We start from the raw sequence: 16,438 nt of genomic DNA, 5'->3' as shown, positions 1-16,438 counted from the left end.
AAATGACCGATGAATCCCATCCAGTACGCGCGGCCGGAAACTTTTTCGGCCGCCGTCATGGCAAGCCACTCCGCCCACATCAGAATAATCTTTTCGAAGATTTGCTGCCGCGTCTGAAACTGGACCTCGATACACCTGCGCTGCAGGATTTGAGGACATTGTTTGAAGCGCCGGTTGAGAATGTGCGCATGGAAATAGGCTTTGGTGGTGGCGAACATCTCTATCATGAGAGTGGGCGCTATCCGCAGTCGGGCTTCATTGGTGTCGAGCCTTTCGTTAATGGTATGGCCAAGATGCTGGCGGCCCTTCATGAAGCGCCGCGCGCCAATCTTCGTCTCTATGATGAAGATGCGACCGATGTGCTGGATTGGCTGCCTGATGCATCGCTTTCTGGCATCGATCTTTTCTATCCTGATCCTTGGCATAAGCGTCGCCACTGGAAACGGCGCTTTGTCAGTGATGCAAATCTTGATCGTTTCGCGCGTCTGCTGAAGCCAGGCACGAAGTTCCGCTTCGCTTCCGATATCGAACATTACGTCAACTGGACGCTGCAGCACTGCCGCAGGCACCCGGCGTTCGAATGGCAGGCGGAAGGCCCGGATGACTGGAATAACGCCTATGAAGGCTGGCCAGGCACGCGCTATGAAGCAAAGGCTTTCCGTGAAGGACGCGTTGCTGCCTATCTGACATTCATCAGGCTTTGATGGTTGGTTGAATTGCGGCCTCAATTGCGGCCTTGAAAAAATCCGCATCAGCTGGTATATAAGTTTCAAATTCTTGGTCGTTTGAACAAGAGTGGGCCCTCCCGGACCCGCTCTTTTTTGTTAACTACGGCTCTGTGAAAAAGGTTTATCGAGTGACGGAACAGGAACAGGCAATTGAGGCCGTAAACGCAGATGAGCGTATCATTCGCGAAACGGGCGTCGATGCAAAAGTAGCAGGCATTGTGGAGCCGGTGATCAATACGCTGGGTTTCCGCCTTGTGCGCGTGCGCCTTTCCGGCCTCAATGGTCAGACGCTGCAGATCATGGCCGAGCGTCCAGATGGCACGATGACAGTTGAGGATTGCGAATTGTTGAGCCGCACCGTGGCTCCGGTTCTCGATGTCGAAGATCCGATCAGCGGCAAGTACCATCTTGAAATCTCGTCGCCGGGTATTGATCGTCCGATGGTTCGTAAGTCCGATTTCAGCGATTGGGCGGGACATATCGCAAAGGTCGAGACCTCGATCGTTCATGAAGGACGAAAGAAGTTTCGCGGTCGCATCGTGGTCGGTGATGCCGATTCTATCGTGATCGAAAGTGATCAGATTTCATACGGTAATGAACCGGTTGTTCGCATCCCGTTCGATCTGATCTCCGATGCGCGTCTGGTTCTGACCGATGAACTCATTCGCGATGCGCTGCGCAAGGACAAGGCCCTGCGGGAAGGCCGCATTCCCGGAGATGATCTGGGTGATGGGCGCGGAGACGAGTCGACCGAAGACAATCAGGAAGCCGCTTCGACGGAATCCGAAGAGAAGTAAGTTTCAAAGTGAGTTTCAGGCGTCCGGTTCCTAAAGGCGAACGGATGCGTCACCAAGGAGAGACCTATGGCAGTCAGTGCAAACAGGCTGGAACTTCTGCAGATCGCTGATGCGGTTGCACGCGAGAAGTCGATTGACCGTGAGATCGTTCTTGCGGCCATGGCCGATGCGATCCAGAAGGCTGCGCGTTCGCGTTACGGTCAGGAAAGCAACATCCGCGCCGACATCAATGCAAAGTCCGGTGAGATCAAGCTTCAGCGTCTGCTCGAAGTGGTCGAGACTGTTGAAGACTATTCCACGCAGATTTCGCTGTTCACTGCGCGCGATCGCAATCCAGATGCGCAGGTTGGTGATTTCATCGCCGACCAGCTGCCGCCAATGGATTTCGGCCGTATTGCCGCCCAGTCTGCCAAGCAGGTTATCGTGCAGAAGGTGCGCGAAGCCGAGCGCGACCGCCAGTATGACGAATTCAAGGATCGCGTCGGCGAAATCGCTAACGGCACCGTCAAGCGTGTTGAATATGGCAATGTGATCGTTGATCTTGGTCGAGGTGAAGCAATCGTTCGTCGTGACGAACTGATCCCGCGTGAAGCTTTCCGTTATGGCGATCGTATCCGCGCTTATGTTTACGACGTTCGTCGCGAACAGCGCGGCCCGCAGATTTTCCTGTCGCGTACGCATCCTTCTTTCATGGCGAAGCTTTTCACCATGGAAGTGCCGGAAATCTACGACGGCATCATTGAAATCAAGTCGGTTGCTCGTGACCCAGGTTCGCGCGCCAAGATCGCTGTGGTTTCACGCGACGCATCGATTGATCCGGTTGGTGCCTGTGTCGGTATGCGCGGCTCTCGTGTTCAGGCTGTTGTTGCCGAACTGCAGGGCGAAAAGATCGACATTATTCCTTGGTCGCCAGATGCAGCTTCCTTCATCGTCAACGCGCTTCAGCCTGCTGAAGTTGCCAAGGTTGTTCTTGATGAAGACGCAGAACGTATTGAAGTTGTCGTTCCGAATGACCAACTATCACTAGCAATCGGTCGTCGCGGTCAAAACGTGCGCCTTGCTTCGCAGTTGACAGGCTGGGATATCGACATCCTGACGGAAGACGAAGAATCCGAACGTCGTCAGAAGGAATTTGCCGAGCGTTCAAACCTGTTCATGGAAGCCCTCAACGTTGATGAGATGGTTGGTCAGGTTCTGGCTTCTGAAGGCTTTGCCTCAGTTGAAGAACTGGCATATGTCGAGCCGGGCGAAATTGCCTCGATCGACGGCTTTGATGAAGATACCGCTGGTGAAATTCAGGAACGCGCCCGCGAATTCCTGGAGCGCATTGAAGGCGAACAGGATGCCCGCCGCAAGGAACTGGGTGTTGAAGACGAACTTCGCGAGCTTCCAGGTCTGACAACAGCCATGTTGGTTGCCGTCGGCGAGGACGGAGTGAAGAATATCGAAGACTTTGCTGGTTATGCTGTTGACGATCTCGTCGGCTGGCGTGAACGCAAGGACGGAGAAACCGTTAATCACAGCGGTATCCTCTCTTCCTTCGATGTTTCACGCGTTGATGCTGAACAGATGATCCTGACTGCTCGCTTGAAGGCTGGCTGGATCACTGAAGAAGAGCTCGTTGCGGTTGAAACCAACGACGAAAGCGAAGCTGGCGAAGAAGAAGTCGCTTCGTAAAAAGACAAGAGACGGCATTACGGTTGCGCCCGGAGCAATTCGGGCGCAATTTATGGCGTTTTAGAGTTTCGTATTGAGAAGTGGCGTCAGCTCTGCTAGGTCGCTGCCAGTTTGGTAATAAGTAACAGGCATCGATGGTAAAACCGAGTTTGCGTGCGGAGCAGGATATGAATGATAGAACCTGTATCGTCACGCGGGAAAGCGGATCGGCAGATGATCTGATCCGGTTCGTTGCTGGGCCTGATGGTTCGGTTGTGCCTGACCTGAAGCGGAATTTGCCGGGCAGAGGTTGTTGGGTCAAGGCGGAACGTCGTCTTGTAGACGAAGCCGTCAAGCGCAAGCTTTTTGCGCGGGCGCTGAAAGACGATGTGAAGCCGCAAGCAGATCTTGGCGCGCTGGTTGACCAGCTGTTGACGAAGTCTGCACTCGGTAGTCTCGCGCTGGCTCGTAAATCCGGTGCAGTTGTATCTGGTTCCACTAAGGTGGATCAGGCAATTCGTTCTGGTGCTGCGGCATTGGTTTTACATGCGCAGGAAGCCGCTTCTGATGGCGTGCGTAAACTGGATCAAGCCCGCCGTGTGGTGGTTCGTATGGATGGCCCCGAAATCCCGGCCTTCACTCTTTTTAAGGGAGAAGAAATGGATTTGGCATTTGGGGGTGGAAATGTGATACATGCAGCCGTGCTCGACGGAAAGGCAGCAGCCGGGGTCGTGCAACGGTTGCTTTTATTGCATCGATATCGTGGCGAAAGCCCATTGAGTTGAAACGGCAGTCCGACACTGCTGAGTTATAAATTGGTAGAGCGGTTCTCTTAATCCCGACGAGACGGGATCCGCTCTGGAGCATGAACCGGATAATCGGCCTGGTTGGCCTAACCGGATTGTGCGCTAAAGTGGATGACCGGAGCATTATTCAAAATGATCTGATCGCGTTGGATAATGCTCGGGTAAAGCGGCTGAAGCCGCGAAGGAAACGGAAACGTAATGAGCGATAAAACAAACGACGACAAGACGCTGAGCGTCAACTCCAAGAAGACGCTGACCATTAAGCGGCCAGGCGTTGAGCAGAGCACCGTGCGCCAGAATTTCAGCCACGGCCGCACAAAGGCTGTCGTCGTTGAAACCAAGAAGCGCAAGTTCTCACGGCCTGATGAGAAGCCTGAAGCGGAAGCACTGGCACCGAAGCCAGCAGCGCCTGCTCCGGCAGCTCCAGCACCTGCGGCCGCGCCAGCACCAGCTGCAACAACGGCTCCCGTTGCTGCACCGGTACAAGCCGCGCCTGCTCAGCCAGTAGCCAAGGCATCGGCCCCGGCTGCTCCTGCAGCACCGCAGCCAAAGCCTGCTGTTGCCGCACCGGCGGCTCCGCGCCCACAATCAACACAGCAGCAGCCACGTCATCAGCAGCGCCCTGGCCAGCAGCAACAGCGGCCTCGCCAGTCTGATCGCTCGGGCATGGTGCTGAACACGCTGTCTCGCTCCGAAATGGACGCACGCCGTCGTGCGCTCGAAGGCGCGTTGGTTCGCGATGCAGAAGATCGCGTTCGCGCAGCTGAAGAAGCCAAGCGCCGCGCTGAAGAAGATGCACGCCGCGCCAAGGAACGTGAAGAATCCGCTCGCCGTCAGGCAGACGAAGAAGCTCGTATCAAGGCAGAAGCAGAAGCCAAGGCTCGTGCCGAAGCTGAAGCTGCCAAGCGCGCTCCACAGACCGAAGCACGCACCGAGCGTCGTGACGATGCGCGTCCTGCGCCGCAGGGCGGGCGTCCGCAGCATTCCGGTCGTCCACAACAGGGCGGTCGTCCCGGTCAGGGTCAAGGCCAGGGACAGCGTCCGGCATCGCCAGCGATTGCCGACGTTATTCCAACAGCCAATAAACCTTTGCCTCAGAGCCAGCAGCGCAAGCCGGGCGGTTCCGTCGATGACGATGATCGTCGTGGTCCAGCCGGCGCACGTCGCAGCACTCCAGCAAAGCCTGAAGTGCGCGCACCGAAGGTTGTTAAGGGTGAAGATGACCGCCGTCGTGGCAAGCTGACGATCTCCAGCAATCTGGAAGATGAAGGCCGTTCGCGTTCGCTGTCGGCGATGCGTCGTCGTCAGGAAAAGTTCAAGCGTTCGCAGATGCAGGAAACACGCGAAAAGATTTCGCGTGAAGTGACCATTCCTGAAACCATTACGCTGCAGGAACTAGCACAGCGTATGACCGAGCGTTCGGTTGACATCATCAAGTACCTGATGAAGCAGGGCCAGATGATGAAGCCAGGCGACGTCATCGATGCGGATATGGCGCAGCTGATCGCTGAAGAATTTGGCCACACCGTCAAGCGCGTTGCTGAATCGGACGTTGAAGAAGGCATCTTCGATGTTGCTGATAACGAAGGCGCATTGGTTTCACGTCCTCCGGTCGTAACCATTATGGGTCACGTCGATCACGGCAAGACCTCGCTCCTCGATGCTATCCGTCACGCAAACGTCGTTTCGGGCGAAGCTGGTGGCATCACGCAGCATATCGGTGCTTATCAGGTCGAACAGAACGGCCAGAAGATCACCTTCATCGATACGCCAGGCCACGCAGCCTTTACGGCAATGCGTGCTCGTGGTGCTCAGGCGACCGATATTGCGATCCTGGTGGTTGCAGCAGACGATAGCGTCATGCCGCAGACCATTGAATCGATCAATCATGCCAAGGCAGCTGGCGTTCCGATCATTGTTGCAATTAACAAGATCGACAAGCCTGAAGCCGATGCGCAGAAGGTTCGTACACAGCTGCTCCAACACGATGTTTTTGTGGAAACCATGGGCGGTGAAGTGCTCGACGTCGAAGTTTCGGCCAAGAACAAGATCAACCTCGACAAGCTGCTTGAAGCAGTTCTGTTGCAGGCTGAAATCCTTGATCTCAAGGCTGATCCGACACGTACGGCTGAAGGTGTGGTTATCGAAGCCCAGCTCGACCGCGGTCGTGGTTCGGTTGCAACCGTTCTGGTTCAGAAGGGTACGCTGCATCCGGGCGACATCATCGCTGCCGGTAACGAATGGGGCCGTGTACGCGCTCTGGTAAACGACCATGGCGATCATGTGAAGGAAGCTGGACCTGCTATGCCGGTCGAGATCCTCGGTCTCCAGGGTACGCCGCAGGCAGGTGATCGCTTCGCAGTTGTTGCCAATGAAGCCAAGGCTCGTGAAATTGCCGATTATCGCCAGCGTCTTGCCCGCGATAAGGCTGTTGCACGTCAGACAGGCCAGCGTGGCTCGCTCGAGCATATGATGAGCCAGCTTCAGTCTTCGGGTACTAAGGAATTCCCGCTCGTCATCAAGGGTGACGTGCAGGGTTCGGTCGAAGCGATTATTACCGCTCTCGACAAGCTCGGCACAGACGAAGTGCGTGCACGCATCGTTCATTCGGGCGCAGGTGGTATCACGGAAAGCGACGTGTCGCTGGCCGAAGCCTCCAATGCTGCGATCATCGGCTTCAACGTTCGTGCCAACAAGCAGGCGCGTGATGCAGCTGATCAGCAGGGTACTGAAATCCGCTACTACAACATCATTTACGATCTGATCGAAGATGTTAAAGCAGCAATGTCCGGTCTTCTGTCGCCAGAACGCCGTGAAACCTTCATCGGTAATGCTGAGATTCTCGAAGTCTTCAACATCACCAAGGTCGGTAAGGTTGCTGGTTGCCGTGTGGTTGACGGTAAGGTTGAACGTGGTGCAGGCGTCCGCCTCATCCGTGACAACGTGGTTATCCACGAAGGCAAGCTCAAGACGCTCAAGCGCTTCAAGGACGAAGTGTCGGAAGTGCCTATGGGCCAGGAATGCGGTATGGCGTTCGAAAACTACGACGATATCCGCGCTGGCGATACGATCGAAGCGTTCCGCGTCGAACACATTACCCGTACGCTTTAATAGCATTATGCCGTGTCGCCCTATCATGGGCGGCACGGCCTTCTTACATTTCCGTTGCCCGGTTCCGAGGGTCTGACTCCCATCTGAATTGTGGTAGATTGCGCTTTATTGCGCTTACCAGTTTGTAGCCATTTTGTCGGCCAGCCTTTCGGGACTGAGCGCCGATTGGTGGCTGTTTATCGAGGATACAGCTATGGCACGTTCTCCAGATCCAAAAGGCTCAGGTGGCCTTTCCCAGCGCCAGCTTCGTGTAGGCGAACAGGTGCGTCACGCATTGGCTCAGGTTCTTCAGCGTGGAGAAATTCGCGATGACGTAATCGAGCGTACGGTTATTTCGGTGTCGGAAGTTCGCATGTCGCCTGATCTTAAGATCGCGACCTGCTTCATCACACCGCTGGGCAGCACTGATGTACAGGCTGTGATCAAAGCATTGGCTGCAAACGCGAAATTCATTCGCGGTCGCATGGCTCCAAGCCTCAGCCAGATGAAATATATGCCGGAATTCCGTTTCCGAGCAGATACCAGCTTTGACAATTTTTCCAAGATTGATGCGCTTCTCCGTTCGCCGGAAGTGGCGCGTGACCTTGGGCATGATGAAGATGACGGCGAGGACGCAACCTCCCGCAATGGAGACGAATAAAGCATGGCAAGACGAGGCAAGAAAAAAGGTCGTCCGGTTTCCGGCTGGGTCATTTTTGACAAGCCGAAGGGCATGGGATCGACCGAAGCGGTCTCGAAGATCAAGTGGTTGTTCAATGCCGAAAAGGCCGGCCATGCCGGTACGCTTGATCCTCTTGCCTCGGGCATGTTGCCTATTGCTCTGGGTGAAGCCACCAAAACCGTACCTTACGTCATGGATGGAACCAAGGTTTATCGTTTCACAGTGACATGGGGCGAGGAACGGTCGACCGACGATCTTGAAGGTGTTGCCACCAAAAACTCAGATAACCGCCCATCGCGTGCGGATGTCGAAGCGCTGCTGCCTAATTATACAGGCGTTATCTCGCAGATTCCGCCGCAGTTTTCGGCTATCAAGATTGCAGGCGAACGCGCCTATGATCTGGCGCGTGAAGGTGAAACGGTAGAAATTCCGGCGCGTGAAGTCGAAATTGATCGCCTCGAAATTGTCGAGTTTCCGGACGCAAATCGCACCGAATTCGAAGTCGAATGCTCCAAGGGCACCTATGTTCGCTCGCTTGCGCGCGATATGGGCCGTGATCTCGGCTGCTATGGCCATATTTCGGATTTGCGTCGCATCGAAGTTGCTCCTTTCACCGATGATGATCTGCTAACTCTGGCAGAGCTCGAAGAAGCGTGGCCTCCGCTGCCGCCGAAAAAGGAAGAAGGCGAGGCCGATGCCGAGATTGTTGAGCAGCCAGCAGCACGTCGCGACTTCTCGGCAATGGATGCCCTGATCATCGATACCGGTGCCGCACTAGATTGCCTGCCACAGGTTGCCCTGTCTGACGATCAGGCACAGCGCGTTCGTCTCGGTAATCCCGTGATCATTCGTGGCCGCGATGCGCCACTTGAAGCGGATGAGGCTTGCGTGACGTCGCATGGCAAACTGCTTGCCATTGGCTACATTGAGCATGGTCAGTTCAAGCCAAAGCGCGTGTTTACAGCGGGCTAAACTGGTCTCTCAAAAGTTGGGGCATATTTCGGACTGGTATTTCTGCCAAATTTGAACTATATGCCCCTTCAGCGATCGTACATAATGTACGTCAGATCGTGTAAATGGCCCGCGCTGGACGACATCCCGGCCTGGGCGTCTGTTTTTCCTCTCATCAAGAAAGGGTGTACGATGTCGATTACTGCTGAGCGCAAGCAAGCACTTATCAAGGAATACGCCACCAAGGAAGGCGATACCGGTTCTCCTGAAGTACAGGTTGCCGTTCTTTCCGAGCGTATTGCCAACCTCACCGAACACTTCAAGGGTCACAAGAATGACAATCATTCGCGTCGCGGCCTTCTGAAGCTGGTTTCGCAGCGTCGTCGTCTTCTTGACTATGTCAAGGGCATCGACCAGGCACGTTACCAGGCGCTGGTTTCCCGTCTGGGTCTGCGCCGTTAACGGTAAAATCGGGCGACGTCTCAAAACGTCGCCCTTTTGATTTAAAGCGCCTCCCGAAAAGTGCGAAGCGATTTTCGGACAAGATGCGCAAAGTGTATTCCAAGGATGAGCGGATAGCCGCTTTCCAATAGTGAATACGATTATATTGGGCGTATGCCCACTGGCATGAGACGGCGCACCGGGTGCATTCCGTCATGCCGATGACGAGCCATAAGGCTCATGACCTGGACCAGTCATGGGGCAGGATTGCAGGTAGTTCGTGCCAGAGAATATTCGCAAATGAATGTTCCGACACGTAACGAACTTCCCGTTGTCTTGCCCGTGGCCTGTCCGCCAACCGAGGTGATGTCTTCAGGCGCTTTTGCGCGGCATCGCCACAAGAGGACAAGATATGTTCAATACCCACAAAGTAGAAATCGAATGGGGCGGTCGTCCGCTCACACTCGAAACCGGTAAGATCGCACGTCAGGCCGACGGTGCAGTTCTGGCAACCTATGGTGAAACCGTCGTTCTCGCGACTGTGGTTTCTGCCAAGGAACCAAAGCCAGGCCAGGATTTCTTCCCGCTCACCGTCAACTATCAGGAAAAGACCTATGCCGCTGGCAAGATCCCTGGTGGTTACTTCAAGCGTGAAGGCCGTCCGAGCGAAAACGAAACGTTGGTTTCGCGCCTGATCGACCGTCCGATCCGTCCGCTTTTCGTTGATGGCTACAAGAACGACACACAGGTTGTTCTGACTGTCGTTCAGCACGACCTCGAAAACAACCCAGATGTCCTGTCGATGGTTGCAGCTTCGGCAGCACTCACCATTTCCGGCGTTCCTTTCATGGGCCCGATCGGTGGTGCACGCGTTGGCTACATCAACGGCGAATATGTTCTGAACCCGAACATCGACGAAATGCCAGAATCGAAGCTTGATCTGGTTGTTGCCGGTACTTCTGACGCCGTTCTGATGGTTGAATCGGAAGCACAGGAACTCTCCGAAGAAGTCATGCTCGGCGCCGTTATTTTCGGCCAGAAGGGCTTCCAGCCAGTTATCGATGCGATCATCAAGCTCGCTGAAGTTGCTGCCAAGGAACCACGCGACTTCCAGCCGGAAGATCTGTCGGACCTTGAAGCCAAGATGCTTGCAGTCGTTGAAAACGATCTGCGTGATGCCTACAAGATCACCGAAAAGCAGGCTCGTTACACAGCTGTTGACGCTGCCAAGGCCAAGGCGAAGGCTCACTTCTTCCCTGAGGGCGTTGAAGAGCCAGAATTCTCGGCTGAAAAATTTGCAACCGTGTTCAAGCACCTGCAGGCTAAGATTGTTCGCTGGAACATTCTTGACACCGGTAGCCGCATTGACGGTCGTGACCTTTCGACCGTTCGTTCGATCGTTTCGGAAGTTGGCCTTCTGCCACGCACGCACGGTTCGGCGCTCTTCACCCGCGGTGAAACGCAGGCTATCGTTGTTGCCACGCTCGGCACCGGCGAAGACGAACAGATGATTGATGCATTGACGGGTACCTATAAGGAATCCTTCATGCTGCACTACAACTTCCCACCATATTCGGTTGGTGAAACTGGCCGTATGGGTTCGCCAGGCCGTCGTGAAATCGGTCATGGTAAGCTCGCATGGCGCGCAATCCACCCAATGCTGCCAGCTGCTGAACAGTTCCCTTACACGATCCGTTCGGTTTCCGAGATCACCGAATCGAATGGTTCGTCTTCGATGGCAACCGTTTGCGGCACCTCGCTGGCGCTGATGGATGCAGGCGTTCCGCTGGCACGTCCAGTTGCCGGTATCGCCATGGGCCTGATCAAGGAAGATGAGCGTTACGCTGTTCTTTCCGACATTCTCGGTGATGAAGATCACCTCGGCGACATGGATTTCAAGGTAGCCGGTACTGAAAACGGCATCACCGCGCTTCAGATGGACATTAAGATCGACGGTATCACCGAAGAGATCATGAAGGTTGCTCTGGAACAGGCTAAGGGCGGTCGCGTTCACATTCTTGGCGAAATGGCTAAGGCTCTTTCGACCTCGCGTGAAGAACTCGGTGAATTTGCTCCACGCATCGAAGTGATGAACATTCCGACCGACAAGATCCGTGATGTTATCGGTTCGGGCGGTAAGGTTATCCGCGAAATCGTTGAAAAGACTGGCGCCAAGATCAACATCGAAGACGATGGTACGGTCAAGATCGCTTCGTCGAACGGCAAGGAAATCGAAGCCGCTAAGAAGTGGATTCACTCGATTGTTGCTGAACCGGAAGTTGGCGAAATCTACGAAGGTACAGTTGTTAAGACCGCTGACTTCGGCGCATTCGTAAACTTCTTTGGTCCACGCGATGGTCTGGTTCACATCTCGCAGCTCGCTGCCGACCGCGTTGCCAAGACCACTGATGTGGTCAAGGAAGGCCAGAAGGTCTGGGTCAAGCTCATGGGCTTTGACGAGCGTGGCAAGGTTCGCCTGTCGATGAAGGTCGTCGATCAGGAAACTGGCAAGGAAGTCGTTGCAGAAAAGAAGGCAGAAGCTGACGCTGAGTAAGCGTCGCATCTTCTTTTAATCGAGAAAGCGCGTCCATGTGGCGCGCTTTTTTGTTGCGCGTAGAGCGATTGATCGGCATGGGTGAAGCATGATGACACCGGCACAACAGACACTCTTTCTCCCCTTCTATCAGGACATTCTGGATATGCCTGCAGAGGGTCAATCGTACCTTGCCTGCGGCTTGTCTGCAGATCGGAATCTTGAGGCCGAATGGAAGCAGGCACTGACTTTCCTGCAGCCCTGGCGTCCCGACTGGCTGGCACTCAACAAGGAAGGCTTCAACGCAATTCCCAGATTGGCACCAGAATTAGACGAGGAGAGCCGTTATTCTGGGGGGCTACTTCTGCTCGGAAAACATCGCGGACGCAATGAGGCATGGTTTGCGGAGCTTCTGGCGCGTGTTGAACCGGGTGGGTGGATCGTCGTGTGTGGCGACAAGAAGCTTGGTGTCGATAGTTTTCGCAAATGGGTCGGCAATATCGCTGAAATCAGCGATCGCCTGTCAAAGAACCATGCGGTGGCCTTTTGGCTGCAACGCCCTGCTGACCTGACAAATGATTTTATCGATGCTCTGAAGCCGCTGGCGACAGATATTGATGATATGTTCCGCACAGAGCCGGGTATGTTCTCGCATGGCGCGATCGATAAAGGCTCAGCTCTGCTGGTGCCGCATATGGAAAAGATCGTCTTTGGTCAGGTCGCCGATCTTGGTGCTGGCTGGGGTTATTTGGCGGCGCAAAGCCTCAAATATGCTGATCGTCTTAAGGGTATCGATCTTTTTGAAGCTGATTACGAAGCACTGGAGGCCGCGCGCGGCAATCTGGAGCGTCTTGGTGCATCCGTGCCGATTTCGTTTAATTGGTTTGATGTGACGAGTGAAAAACTGACCGGCATTTACGACACGGTGATTATGAACCCGCCTTTTCACGAGGGACGGGCAACCGAAGTGTCGCTCGGTCAAACCTTTATCGCAGCCGCCGCTTCACGGCTGAAAACCGGCGGACGTCTGCTGATGGTAGCGAACAGGCAATTGCCTTATGAGGCGACGCTTAAAAGCTTGTTTAAGAACGTGACTGTTCTTGAGGAAGCGAACGGCTTCAAAATATTCGATGCTAAGAAATGAGACAAAAAAGGCCGCCTCGAAAGGCGGCCGTTTTTTATCAAGCTTCTGAGACTTATTCGCCGCGTGTGTCAGCCGAACTCTTCAGTTCTTCCAGCGTTGGCATCGAAACGATGTTGTAGCCCGAATCCACATAGTGGATTTCGCCGGTTACACCACTCGAAAGATCCGACAGCAGATAAACAGCCGATTTGCCCACATCATCGATATCGACAGTGCGGCGAAGCGGTGAGTTACGGCGCTGATAGCTGAAGATTGCGCGTGCATCGCCAATGCCGGCACCGGCCAGCGTGCGAACCGGACCAGCCGAGATCGCGTTGACGCGGATACCCTGCGGACCGTAATCGGCAGCGAGATAACGAACCATCGCTTCAAGAGCTGCCTTGGCGACGCCCATGACGTTGTAGTTCGGGATAGTGCGCGTGGAACCGCCATAGGTCAGCGTCAGGATCGAGCCGCCGTCCTTCATGAGCTTTTCTGCACGCTGTGCCATTTCCGTGAAGGAATAGGCAGAGATCACCATAGTGCGGCTGAAATTATCGCGCGTGGTGACGTCTGCGTAACGTCCCTTCAGCTCCGTCTTGTCCGAAAAGCCAATGGCGTGAACGATGAAATCGAGCTTTCCCCATTTCTTCTCGATTTCAGCGAAAACTGCGTCGACCGAAGCAATGTCTTCCACATCGCAAGGCAGCACCATATCCGAACCGACCTGTTCGGCCAGCGGCTTGACGCGTTTACCGAGTGCATCGCCCTGATAAGTGAATGCGAGTTCGGCACCCTGCGCTGCGAGCTGCTTAGAAATTCCCCATGCGAGTGAGTGGTTATTCGCGACCCCCATAATGAGGCCGCGTTTACCTTGCATCAGACCTTCCATATTGTCCCTCTCCGTCAGCCCTGATAACGCTGGAACACCAGCGTGGCATTGGTGCCGCCAAATCCGAAGGAGTTGGAGAGCACGGTATTGAGCTGAGCATTGTCGATGCGCTTGCGAACGATAGGCATGTCCGCGAAGGCAGGATCCAGTTCTTCGATATGAGCGCTTTCGCAGATGAAGTTATTCTGCATCATCAAAAGCGAGTAGATTGCTTCCTGAACGCCGGTTGCACCGAGCGAATGGCCGGTCAGCGACTTGGTCGCTGCGATTGGCGGGCAGGCATCGCCTGAGCCAAAGACCTGACGAATCGCTTCGATTTCCGGAGCATCGCCTGCTGGCGTCGAGGTTGCGTGTGGGTTGATGTAATCGATCTTGCTTGTGACGGTCGAGAGCGCCATCTTCATGCAGCGGACCGCGCCTTCGCCTGATGGTGCTACCATGTCGTAGCCGTCAGACGTTGCACCGTAGCCGACGATTTCGCCGTAAATCTTCGCACCGCGAGCAAGGGCTGTTTCAAGATCTTCCAGCACGAGAACGCCTGCACCGCCAGCAATAACAAAACCGTCACGGTTTTTGTCGTAAGCGCGCGAGGCGGTTGATGGCGTTTCATTATACTTGGATGACATGGCACCCATTGCGTCGAACAGCACCGAAAGCGTCCAGTCGAGGTCTTCACAGCCGCCCGCAAACATGCGGTCCTGCTTGCCGTACTGGATCATTTCAAACGCATTGCCGATACAATGGTTCGACGTCGCACAAGCCGACGAGATCGAGTAGTTGATACCCTTGATCTTGAAGAATGTTGCGAGCGTGGCCGATGCAGTCGAGCTCATAGCTTTCGGCACTGCAAAAGGACCGACGCGCTTTGGGCCTTTTTCACGGGTGATATCGGCGGAATCGACGATCGTGCGTGTCGAAGGACCACCAGAACCCATGATGATGCCGGTACGATCATTGGAGACCTGCTCCTCCGAAAGACCTGCATCGGCAATCGCCTGATCCATAGCGACGTGATTCCATGCCGTACCACGACCATGAAAACGCATTGCGCGGCGATCTACGAGCGCTTCAACGTCGATTTTCGGCGCGCCGTGCACCTGGCAACGGAAACCGAGTTCGGCATATTCTTCAGCACGGGAAATGCCGGATTTGGCTTCACGCAGAGAGGTTGTTACCTCTTCGGTGTTGTTTCCAATCGAGGATACAATCCCCATACCCGTTACGACCACACGCCGCATCGCGTTCTCCTTTACACCTGTTCCGTGTGATCAACCCGTGAAGGCTGACCCTTGTTCCCGGTTACATAGGTGCGATCTTCGCATGTTTTGAGCGCGGCTGCATGAAAAGTCATTATTTTCTGCAGTCGCGCCCGTGAATGATGAATGTATTAAGCGCCGTCGCCATCTTTTGACAGGCCGACGCGCAGGTCACTTGCCTTGTAGATGGTTTCGCCATCAGCTTTCAGCCAGCCGTCTGCTGTGCCGAGAACAAGGCGACCACGCATGACGCGCTTGAAGTCGATGCCGTACTGCAGAAGCTTGGTGTGTGGGCGAACCATGCCCTTGAACTTCACTTCACCAGTGGACAGAGCCATACCGCGGCCCGGCTCACCGAGCCAGCCGAGGAAGAAACCTGTCAGCTGCCACATGCCATCAAGGCCAAGGCAGCCAGGCATGATCGGGTTGCCCTGAAAATGGCATGGGAAATACCAGTCGTCGGGGCTTACGTCATATTCCGCGCGGATATAGCCCTTGTCGAACTCCCCGCCGGTTTCGGAAATTTCGGTGATGCGGTGCACCATCAGCATTGGCGGCAGGGGGAGCTGTGCATTGCCGGGACCGAACAACTCACCGCGTGCGCAGCTTAGGAGCTCTTCATACCCGTAGCTCGATTTCTGTTCTGCCATTACGCCTCCCTTGAGGATCATTCTGATGTGACCATTTCTGTCGCCAGAAGCAGTCGGGTTGTCGTCTGTTCGGGAACACCTCTAACATAGAGTGTTTCCGTCAGTAAAATAGTGCAGAGGGTTTTCCCAAAAAAGGCGGGTTTTACCATGCCTATTGATACTTAATTCGCAACGGCATATATCAATGTCAGTATGCAATGGGCAACAGCCCGTTTAATCTTTGACGAAATTGCTACAAGCTTATGACGGATCCAAGGGTGAATATGCAGAATTATCATGCCAACCACTCGATGGTTTCAATGGAAGAACGGCTTCGCGGGGCTGGTTTGCGCCCGACGCGTCAGCGTGTTTCGCTTGCCAGCCTGATTTACGCGCAGGGTGATCGGCATCTTTCCGCTGAAGACCTTCATGAAGAAGCTGTACTGGCAAATGTGCCGGTATCGCTAGCAACCGTCTACAACACGCTGCACCAGTTTACCGAAGCCGGTATGCTGCGCATCATCGCCGTTGAAGGTTCGAAAACCTATTTCGACACCAATATTTCCGATCACCAGCACTTCTTCCTTGAAGGCGAGAATGTCGTTTTCGATATTCCGCATGGCGAACGTGGTCAGCCAACAGTTTCCAACATGCCTGAAGCACCGGAAGGCATGGAAATCGTCAATGTGGATATTATCGTCCGTTTGCGACGCAAGACGCGTTAAGTTGTTTGATATTGGTTTTTAGAAAGCGGCCTTTAGGGCCGCTTTTTTGTTGCGAATAGTGGGTTAAAGTGATTCATCCGGTCTATCACCTTTCACAGGCGCATTTGAAGCGGGCCTCCCAACCAAGCA

Annotated in this window: 14 protein-coding genes; 11 read left to right on the top strand and 3 right to left on the bottom strand. The window is 54.6% G+C overall.

All coding sequences use genetic code 11. The features are described from left to right. Positions 1-2: 2 nt before the first annotated feature. The 10 genes from trmB to ABWV94_RS06000 all read left to right on the top strand — a co-directional run bounded on the left by trmB (position 3) and on the right by ABWV94_RS06000 (position 12,828). The gene (gene trmB, locus ABWV94_RS06045) at positions 3-704 is read left to right on the top strand and encodes a tRNA (guanine(46)-N(7))-methyltransferase TrmB (protein WP_113496124.1); all 702 of its coding nucleotides are present in this window, start codon (positions 3-5) and stop codon (positions 702-704) included. A 152-nt stretch (positions 705-856) separates the two neighbouring features. Further along, positions 857-1,525 carry a ribosome maturation factor RimP gene (rimP, locus tag ABWV94_RS06040; RefSeq protein WP_064322303.1) on the top strand — a complete coding sequence of 223 codons (669 nt, stop codon included), beginning with the start codon at positions 857-859 and terminating at the stop codon, positions 1,523-1,525. A gap of 66 nt (positions 1,526-1,591) precedes the next feature. Continuing rightward, the gene (gene nusA, locus ABWV94_RS06035) at positions 1,592-3,202 is read left to right on the top strand and encodes a transcription termination factor NusA (protein ID WP_007872824.1); all 1,611 of its coding nucleotides are present in this window, start codon (positions 1,592-1,594) and stop codon (positions 3,200-3,202) included. Positions 3,203-3,336: 134 nt separating this feature from the next. After that, a complete protein-coding gene (locus tag ABWV94_RS06030; RefSeq protein ID WP_083898612.1) occupies positions 3,337-3,966 on the top strand; it encodes an RNA-binding protein in 630 nt (209 codons plus the stop codon). Between the two features lie 219 nt (positions 3,967-4,185). Then, complete coding sequence (gene infB / locus ABWV94_RS06025; protein ID WP_353412824.1) at positions 4,186-7,098, top strand: translation initiation factor IF-2; 2,913 nt, start codon at positions 4,186-4,188, stop codon at positions 7,096-7,098. 193 nt (positions 7,099-7,291) lie between these two features. After that, positions 7,292-7,738, top strand: a complete 447-nt coding sequence (gene rbfA / locus ABWV94_RS06020) for a 30S ribosome-binding factor RbfA (RefSeq protein WP_007872832.1) — start codon at positions 7,292-7,294, stop codon at positions 7,736-7,738. 3 nt (positions 7,739-7,741) lie between these two features. After that, positions 7,742-8,731, top strand: coding sequence for a tRNA pseudouridine(55) synthase TruB (gene truB, locus ABWV94_RS06015; RefSeq protein WP_113496122.1), 990 nt, complete (start codon positions 7,742-7,744; stop codon positions 8,729-8,731). A 171-nt stretch (positions 8,732-8,902) separates the two neighbouring features. Continuing rightward, positions 8,903-9,172: a 30S ribosomal protein S15 gene (gene rpsO / locus ABWV94_RS06010; RefSeq protein ID WP_007872840.1), complete on the top strand. Its 270-nt coding sequence runs from the start codon at positions 8,903-8,905 to the stop codon at positions 9,170-9,172. 391 nt (positions 9,173-9,563) lie between these two features. Then, entirely contained in the window at positions 9,564-11,705 is a 2,142-nt protein-coding gene (gene pnp / locus ABWV94_RS06005; RefSeq protein WP_007872843.1) for a polyribonucleotide nucleotidyltransferase, read from the top strand. Between the two features lie 88 nt (positions 11,706-11,793). Further along, the gene (locus ABWV94_RS06000; protein ID WP_113496121.1) at positions 11,794-12,828 is read left to right on the top strand and encodes a class I SAM-dependent methyltransferase; all 1,035 of its coding nucleotides are present in this window, start codon (positions 11,794-11,796) and stop codon (positions 12,826-12,828) included. A gap of 52 nt (positions 12,829-12,880) precedes the next feature. Here the strand turns inward: ABWV94_RS06000 and fabI are convergent, their stop codons facing one another. The 3 genes from fabI to fabA form a co-directional block, all read right to left on the bottom strand. Then, positions 12,881-13,699 (bottom strand): enoyl-ACP reductase FabI, encoded by an 819-nt coding sequence (fabI, locus tag ABWV94_RS05995; protein ID WP_064322306.1) that lies wholly within the window; start codon positions 13,697-13,699, stop codon positions 12,881-12,883. A gap of 14 nt (positions 13,700-13,713) precedes the next feature. After that, complete coding sequence (gene fabB / locus ABWV94_RS05990) at positions 13,714-14,937, bottom strand: beta-ketoacyl-ACP synthase I (RefSeq protein ID WP_007872853.1); 1,224 nt, start codon at positions 14,935-14,937, stop codon at positions 13,714-13,716. Between the two features lie 149 nt (positions 14,938-15,086). Beyond that, positions 15,087-15,605, bottom strand: coding sequence for a 3-hydroxyacyl-[acyl-carrier-protein] dehydratase FabA (gene fabA / locus ABWV94_RS05985; RefSeq protein WP_007872855.1), 519 nt, complete (start codon positions 15,603-15,605; stop codon positions 15,087-15,089). Between the two features lie 263 nt (positions 15,606-15,868). On the opposite strand from fabA, the gene irrA reads away from it, so the two are divergent. After that, entirely contained in the window at positions 15,869-16,309 is a 441-nt protein-coding gene (gene irrA / locus ABWV94_RS05980; RefSeq protein ID WP_007872859.1) for an iron response transcriptional regulator IrrA, read from the top strand. Positions 16,310-16,438 lie beyond the last annotated feature (129 nt).

Origin of the sequence: Brucella sp. NBRC 12953, from assembly GCF_040369775.1 — a bacterium.
Lineage (GTDB): Bacteria > Pseudomonadota > Alphaproteobacteria > Rhizobiales > Rhizobiaceae > Brucella > Brucella pseudogrignonensis.
The sequence above is the reverse complement of the archived record's forward strand: the minus strand, read 5'-3'. Positions and strand labels throughout refer to the sequence as shown.